Annotated in this window: 7 protein-coding genes and 1 pseudogene; 6 read left to right on the top strand and 2 right to left on the bottom strand. The window is 61.3% G+C overall.

What is annotated here, in order from left to right:
• On the bottom strand, window positions 1–89 hold an 89-nt coding region (locus VF672_RS24495; protein ID WP_414705555.1), incomplete at its 3' end, for a hypothetical protein.
• 431 nt (window positions 90–520) lie between these two features.
• Between VF672_RS24495 and VF672_RS01360 the strand changes: the two genes are divergently transcribed.
• The 6 genes from VF672_RS01360 (at window position 521) to VF672_RS01385 (ending at window position 6,858) form a co-directional block, all read left to right on the top strand.
• Window positions 521–994 (top strand): DUF1289 domain-containing protein, encoded by a 474-nt coding sequence (locus tag VF672_RS01360; RefSeq protein WP_331100608.1) that lies wholly within the window; start codon window positions 521–523, stop codon window positions 992–994.
• A 119-nt stretch (window positions 995–1,113) separates the two neighbouring features.
• Window positions 1,114–1,722, top strand: coding sequence for a tRNA-(ms[2]io[6]A)-hydroxylase (locus VF672_RS01365; RefSeq protein WP_331100618.1), 609 nt, complete (start codon window positions 1,114–1,116; stop codon window positions 1,720–1,722).
• Between the two features lie 280 nt (window positions 1,723–2,002).
• Window positions 2,003–2,476, top strand: a complete 474-nt coding sequence (locus VF672_RS01370) for a MarR family transcriptional regulator (RefSeq protein ID WP_331100610.1) — start codon at window positions 2,003–2,005, stop codon at window positions 2,474–2,476.
• Window positions 2,473–3,969: an efflux transporter outer membrane subunit gene (locus tag VF672_RS01375; RefSeq protein WP_331100612.1), complete on the top strand. Its 1,497-nt coding sequence runs from the start codon at window positions 2,473–2,475 to the stop codon at window positions 3,967–3,969. Before VF672_RS01370 ends, VF672_RS01375 begins: the two co-directional genes overlap by 4 nt.
• A 10-nt stretch (window positions 3,970–3,979) precedes the next feature.
• Entirely contained in the window at window positions 3,980–5,257 is a 1,278-nt protein-coding gene (locus tag VF672_RS01380) for an HlyD family efflux transporter periplasmic adaptor subunit (protein ID WP_331100614.1), read from the top strand.
• Window positions 5,258–5,325: 68 nt separating this feature from the next.
• Window positions 5,326–6,858, top strand: coding sequence for a DHA2 family efflux MFS transporter permease subunit (locus tag VF672_RS01385; RefSeq protein ID WP_331100616.1), 1,533 nt, complete (start codon window positions 5,326–5,328; stop codon window positions 6,856–6,858).
• Window positions 6,859–7,077: 219 nt separating this feature from the next.
• Here the strand turns inward: VF672_RS01385 and VF672_RS01390 are convergent.
• Window positions 7,078–7,216, bottom strand: a pseudogene (locus tag VF672_RS01390) (UDP-2,3-diacylglucosamine diphosphatase); the annotation flags it as partial.

Raw genomic sequence — 7,216 nt, forward strand, 5'->3', positions numbered from 1 at the left:
AGGCCTGCAGTTTGTTCGGCGTTAAGCGGCTGGGGCACGATACCCTGGGCGGCACGCTCTTCGATGTGTTTACGGTAGGCTTCAAGCACAGTATTACCCTCATCAGTGGTCCCAAATGGGTGTCCGGGACGCTCATCCAGAGAAGGTCCGCATCGGCGCTCTCGAACTTTTTAAAGTTTCTTGGCAGGAAGCTGACGATCTCCAACAGAAGCTGTTTTCAAAGTTTTACGCCTGCATGATCGGTTTTGGGGAGGGGACGCAGGTCAACCTGCGTCAAACCGGACTGCGGGGCGGGTTTTTGTACGAAAAGTGGCTTGCCGACCTTTCGTAAAAAAACCCTGACTGTGCTCGTGACGCTTTGAAAACAGCTTCCAACGGACATTGGCGCCTTAAAAGGCCCGGTGATTCTACGGTAAAAAACCGCTTAAAGTAAGTTAGCCCCTACAGGTTGAAGGGTGTACCTCGTTAGACAAAGGGCTAACATGCCGGCTTGTTTCGTTCGCTGCCGTGTTGCTCCGTCATGCCCAATCAAATCATCAAAACGCCCTGCGTGGGCCTGTGCTCCACCGTTTACGGCGACCTCGTGTGCCGGGGATGCAAGCGCTTCCACCACGAAGTGATCCACTGGAACGGCTACGACGAAGAGGCGAAACGCGCTGTCTGGTTGCGCCTGGAACAGCTGCTGGTGCAGGTGATGGCGGGGAAAGTCGAGGTCTTTGACCCGGCCAGGCTGCGCGTGCAACTGGAGCAGCGCAAAATCCGATTCGTCCCGCATCAGTCGGAATATTGCTGGGCTTACCAGCTGATTGCGCGGGGCGCGCGGGTGATCAACCAGCTGGACGCCTACGGCATGGTGCTGTTGCCGGAGTTTCGCGACTGGTCGCTGCCCGAACTGCGTGACGCCATTGATCGGGAATTTTTCCTGCTGTCCGAAGCGCACTATGAACGGTACATCGCCCCCGGCTTCCTCAAGGATGCGCTGGGCACGGTGTGATCGTGCGGTGACTGCCGCGCGCATGCCTTTAATCCGGCGCTTTTCATCTCCGTGCGCTGGCTCTGCCCGTCAGGCTCCGTATAATGCTGCGCCTTGCCCAGCCAGCCATTCGTGAACTCATGCAGATTTATCCGGAAATCGACGCCTTCCTGCTTTGCCCCACGCCGGACAGTTGGGTCCAGGCCGCTTTGCAGAATCTGGATATCCTGCTGATCGACCACGCCAACAATGAAAAGAAGGCCGCCGGTGCGGCGTTTCAGTTCATGTTCCAGTACAACGACAAGTTTGACCTGTTGGCCAAGATGTCGCGGCTGGCGCGCGAAGAGCTGCGTCACTTCGAGCAAGTGATCGGCATCATCAAAAAGCGCGGCATCCCGATGGCCAACATCAGCTCGGCGCGTTATGCCGGGTCGCTGCGCAAGCTCGTTCGCACCCATAACCCGTATCGCCTGACCGATGCGCTGATCGTCGGCGCGATCGTCGAAGCACGCTCGTGTGAACGCTTCGCCGCACTGGTGCCGCACCTGGACGAAGACCTGTCGAAGTTCTACGCCAGCCTGCTCAAATCCGAAGCCCGTCATTTTCAGGACTACCTGAAGCTCGCCTATGCCTACGGCGACGAAGCGGACGTCGACGCCAAGATCGAAGAAATTCGCCTGGCTGAGCGCGAACTGATCCAAAGCCCCGATCAGGACTTCCGTTTTCACAGCGGCGTGCCGGCGCTTTAACACTCCTCTCTGACGAGCCCGGACTGTAGGAGCCGGCTTGCTGGCGAACCGGACCTGCCCTCCAATCGATCAGCGACTGGCAGATCGCAATCGCCAGCAAGCCGGCTCCTACCGTCGGGGCCCGTGCGTTTTCATCAACACACTCTGAAATCCGAGCTTTGCTCGGCGAACCACGTTCGTCCGAATCCTCGCATCCTAAATATTGTTTCATTGTGTGTTTACTGCCTAGGCAGTAAGATCCGCTCCATTCACTGCCTAAGCAGATAATGGTTGGCTATCAATGGCACATTTCACTCCCGAAAATTTTCACGACAGCCTGTTAGGCATGTTGCTGGGCCGGACCGAGCAGCTGAAAAATCGCATCCTCGACCGGCATCTCGAGCCCCACGGCGTGACCGCGCAGCAGTTCAAGGTGCTGGTCATGATCGCGCGTTTTTGCGCCGAGACCCCGGCGGACATCTGCCGGATGTTGAACCTGGACAGCGGTTCGATGACCCGCATGCTCGACCGTCTGGAGCAGAAAAACCTGTTGTCCCGCGCGCGCTCGGAATCCGATCGGCGTCAGGTGCAACTGGTGCTGACCGATGAAGGGAAAGCGCTCTCCGACCTGTTGCCGGAAATCGGCGCGCAGGCGATGAACGAGATGGTCGGCGTGCTTGAGGACGGTGAGCTGTTGGCCCTGGAAAAGATTTTGACGAAAATTCTGGTTGCCTCCGGCGACCCCATCACGATTGCCCGGATCGCCGAACGATGAACACTCAATTCCGCCAGGGCTCGGCCCTGCGTACGTCCCTGAGCCTGGTATTCGTGGCGCTGGTGCTTGCCGGTTGCGCAAGCTCAAAAGGCCTGAAAACCGAAGGCGTCGGTATCGATGTCAACTCCTTGCAGGCCAGCCAGAGCCTTGCGGGTATCAATCTGACGCCTGCCGCCTGGCCCAAGCGCGACTGGTGGACCAGTCTGGGCGATCCGCAGCTCAACAGCCTGATCGCCGAGGCATTGCGCGACAGCCCGGACATGCAGGTCGCCGCGGCCCGCACCCATCAGGCAAACGCCCAGGCTTATGCGGCCAACGCCGAACGTATGCCGACCGTCGACGCCGATGCCAGCGTCAGCCGTTCGCGCCTGGCGCGTGATCAGGACCCGACCGGCGCAGGGGGTCGTTACAGCACGTTGCGCAGCCTGAGCGCAGGTTTCAATTACAACTTCGATCTGTGGGGCGGCCAGCGCGCTGCCTGGGAAGCGGCGCTGGGCCAGGCCCGTGCCAGCGAAGTGGACCAGCGTGCGGCGCAACTGACCCTCGCCGCCGACGTCGCCCGCGCTTACAGCGACTTGGGCCAGGCCTACATCGTCCGCGACCTGGCGGCTGAAGACCTCAAGCGCACGCGTCAGTTGCTGGACCTCGGCGCGCGGCGCTTCAAGTCGGGCATCGACAGCGAGTACCAGTACGAGCAGACCCAGAGCCTTGAAGCCAACTCCCGCGAGTCGCTGGCGGACGCCGAAAAACGCCTGCGCAGTGCCCGGATTCAATTGGCGGTGTTGATGGGCAAAGGCCCGGACCGTGGCGAACAACTGAGCCGGCCGGCCGTCCTGCAACCTGCCGCCGTGGCCCTGCCTTCGGTGGTGCCCGCCGAATTGCTGGGCCGTCGCCCTGATTTGGTGGCGGCGCGCTGGCGGGTGGAGGCGGCGAGCAAAAACATCGACGTCAGCAAGACCAACTTCTACCCGAACCTCAACCTGAGTGCGTCGGCGGGCGTCGAATCGCTGCTGGGCGATGCGATGTTCGGTTCGGCGAGTCGCTTCTTCAACGTTGCGCCAACCGTGTCACTGCCGATCTTCGACGGTGGTCGGCGCCGTGCCGACCTTGATGCCCGGGACGCCGACTATGACCTCGCCGTGGCGCAGTACAACAAGACGCTAGTGCGCGCGTTGGGCGATGTCAGCGATGGCATTGGTCAGTTGCGCGACATCCGCCTCCAGATCGAGGCACGGCAGCAGGCGACAGACGTCATCCAGAAATCCTACGACACCGTTGTTCAGCGCTACTCATCCGGCATCGGCAATTACCTGGATGTACTCAGCGTCGAGCAACAACTGCTGCAATCGCAACGCCAACAGGCTGATCTCAACGCGGAACGAATCGATCTTTCGATCCAGTTGATGCAGGCCCTCGGGGGAGGCTTCGAAGAAAGCAAGCCCGGCGACAACGCCGCCCCGGTCGTCCCGTCAACTGCTTCGCTGACTCATTAAGGTAATCGTCATGGCCACTACCACTAGCGAAAACAACGCTGCAAACGAACAGAAGGACGTCAACGCTTCCACGCCTGACAAAGGCGCTGGCAAGCCCGCCGATAAAGGCGCGGAGCAGAGCAAGCCGGCCAAGAACCCACGCAAGCGCAGGTTGCTGCTGCTCGGCCTGTTGTTGATCGTGGTGCTCGGGGTGATCGGCGTCTGGGCCTGGTACGAAATGTACGGCCGCTGGAGTGAAAGCACCGACGACGCCTACGTCAACGGCAACGTCGTGGAGATCACCCCGCAGGTCACCGGCACCGTGGTCAGCATCGGTGCCGACGACGGCGACCTGGTGCGCGAAGGTCAGGTGCTCGTCCAGTTCGACCCCAACGACGCTGAAGTGGCGCTGCAAAGTGCCGAAGCCAATCTGGCGAAAGTGGTGCGCCAGGTGCGCGGGCTGTACAGCAATGTCGACGGCATGAAAGCCCAACTGGCGGCCCAGCGCGCCGAAGTGCAGCGAGCCCAGGACAACTACAGCCGTCGTCGCAGTCTGGCGGCGGGCGGGGCGATTTCCCAGGAAGAGCTGTCCCACGCCAAGGATGACCTGACCACGGCGCAAAACGCGTTGACCAACATCCAGCAACAGCTGGCTACCAGCACCGCGCTGGTGGATGACACCCAAGTGTCGTCGCACCCGGACGTCAAATCGGCTGCCGCTCAGTTGCGCCAGGCCTACCTGAGCAATGCACGCAGCACGCTGATCGCACCGGTGACCGGCTATGTTGCCAAACGCACCGTGCAGTTGGGCCAGCGGGTCCAGCCCGGCACTGCGTTGATGGCCGTGATTCCCCTCGATCAGCTGTGGATCGACGCCAACTTCAAGGAAACCCAGCTGGGCCAGATGCGCATCGGCCAGCCGGTGGACATCGAAGCGGACCTGTACGGCAGCGACGTCAAATACAGCGGTACCGTGGACAGCGTCGGCGCCGGGACCGGCAGTGCGTTTGCGTTGCTGCCCGCGCAGAACGCCACCGGTAACTGGATCAAGATCGTTCAGCGTGTGCCGGTGCGGATTCACATCAACGCCGACGAGCTGTCCAAGCACCCGCTGCGCATCGGCCTGTCGACCACCGTCGACGTGAACCTGCATGACCAGAGCGGTCCGGTGCTGGCGCAGCAACCGCCCAAGCAGCCGTTGTTCACTACCGACGTCTACGCCAGGCAACTGGCCGATGCCGACACGATGATCGCCCGCGTGATCCACGAAAACAGCGCGTCAAACAGCGGCAAGACGGCTCAGCGCTGATTTGCCCATCCTTCTGCCCCGGCCTGCTCTGCCGGCCGGGGTGATCTTCGAGTGTCCAGGGATCCGCGATGAGTAATAACGCTCCCGCTTCTTTTACGCCGCCCAGCCTGTTGCTGACCACCATCGGCCTGTCGCTGGCGACTTTCATGCAAGTGCTCGACACGACCATTGCCAACGTGGCCTTGCCGACCATCTCCGGCAACCTCGGTGTGAGCTCGGAGCAGGGCACGTGGGTCATCACCTCGTTCGCGGTCAGTAATGCCATCGCCCTGCCGCTGACGGGATGGCTGAGCCGGCGCTTCGGCGAGGTAAAGCTGTTTCTGTGGGCGACGTTGCTGTTCGTGATGGCCTCGTTCCTCTGTGGTATCTCCACGTCGATGCCTGAACTGGTGGGCTTTCGCGTCTTGCAGGGCGTGGTGGCAGGCCCGCTGTACCCGATGACCCAGACCCTGCTGATCGCGGTGTACCCTCCGGCGAAAAGGGGGATGGCACTGGCACTGCTGGCGATGGTCACGGTGGTGGCGCCGATTGCCGGGCCGATTCTCGGCGGCTGGATCACCGACAGTTACAGCTGGCCGTGGATCTTCTTCATCAACGTGCCGATCGGCCTGTTCGCCGCATTTGTCGTCCGCCAGCAAATGGCCACGCGGCCGGTCACGACCAGTCGCCAGCCGATGGACTACGTAGGCTTGATCACGCTGATCATTGGCGTGGGCGCGCTGCAGATCGTGCTCGACAAAGGCAACGACCTGGACTGGTTCGAATCGAACTTCATCATTATCGGCGCAGTGATTTCAGCGATAGGCCTGGCGGCGTTTGTGATCTGGGAAATGACCGACGACCATCCGGTGGTCAACCTGCGGCTGTTTGCGTTCCGCAACTTCCGCGTCGGGACGATTTGCCTGGTGGGAGGCTACGCGGGGTTTTTCGGGATCAACCTGATTTTGCCGCAATGGCTGCAGACACAGATGGGCTATACCGCGACCTATGCCGGGCTGGCCGTCGCGCCCCTCGGCGTTTTGCCGGTAATCATGTCGCCCTTTGTGGGACGTTACGCGCACAAGTTTGACTTGCGTCTGTTGGCCGGCATCGCGTTCCTGGCGATCGGGCTGAGCTGCTTCATGCGTTCGGATTTCACCAGTCAGGTGGATTTCACCCACATTGCACTGGTGCAGTTGTTCATGGGCGCAGGCGTTGCGCTGTTCTTCATGCCGACCTTGAGCATTCTGCTGTCGGACCTGCCGCCGTCGCAGATCGCCGACGGCTCGGGGCTGGCGACGTTCCTGCGTAACCTGGGCGGCAGCTTCGCGGCGTCATTGACCACGTGGATCTGGATACGCCGTGCCGATCAGCACCACGCGTACCTCAGCGAGAACGTGAACGCCTATGAGCCGACGACGCGGCATGCGCTGGAAACCCTCGGCGGGGCGAGCAATCAGGCCTATGCACAGCTCGATTCGATGGTCACTGCCCAGGCGTACATGATGTCCACGGTGGACTATTTCTACATGATGGGCTGGATCTTCCTGGCGCTGATCCTGATCATCTGGCTGGCGAAACCGCCGTTTACGGCAAAGGCGGCGCCTGGGGGAGGGCATTGATCAAAGCTATTGGGCGCAGACTGTAGGAGCGTGGCTTGTCCCGCGATCGGCCGGGAACCGGTCGTAAAACCTGCGAGTGCGGTGCATCAGGTGCATCGCGTTTTACCGGTTTACTGCCGCTGCGCGCCAGATCGCGGGACAAGCCACGCGCCTACCCATCCAGTGTTCGGCCACGGGCTACGTTAGCCTTGCTGATCGCCATGTCATTGCCAAACCGGGTCAAGCTTCAAACGCAAACGATTCCAGATGAAAGCCCTGATCATCGATCTGCAGCAGCCACCCCTCGCGATCCCAGTCCCCCAGCACGATGCGCCGCCCCGTGGTTTGGCCCAACGCAACCTCGTGAACCGCAGGGCGG

Source organism: Pseudomonas sp., assembly GCF_036387035.1.
Classification (GTDB): Bacteria; Pseudomonadota; Gammaproteobacteria; order Pseudomonadales; family Pseudomonadaceae; genus Aquipseudomonas.

Excerpts from the sequence above, each read along its gene's own strand:
- VF672_RS01360 (WP_331100608.1), top strand. The coding sequence starts at position 521 with ATGCCCAATCAAATCATCAAAACGCCCTGCGTGGGCCTGTGCTCCACC.
- VF672_RS01365 (WP_331100618.1), top strand. The coding sequence starts at position 1,114 with ATGCAGATTTATCCGGAAATCGACGCCTTCCTGCTTTGCCCCACGCCG.
- VF672_RS01370 (WP_331100610.1), top strand. The coding sequence starts at position 2,003 with ATGGCACATTTCACTCCCGAAAATTTTCACGACAGCCTGTTAGGCATG.
- VF672_RS01375 (WP_331100612.1), top strand. The coding sequence starts at position 2,473 with ATGAACACTCAATTCCGCCAGGGCTCGGCCCTGCGTACGTCCCTGAGC.
- VF672_RS01380 (WP_331100614.1), top strand. The coding sequence starts at position 3,980 with ATGGCCACTACCACTAGCGAAAACAACGCTGCAAACGAACAGAAGGAC.
- VF672_RS01385 (WP_331100616.1), top strand. The coding sequence starts at position 5,326 with ATGAGTAATAACGCTCCCGCTTCTTTTACGCCGCCCAGCCTGTTGCTG.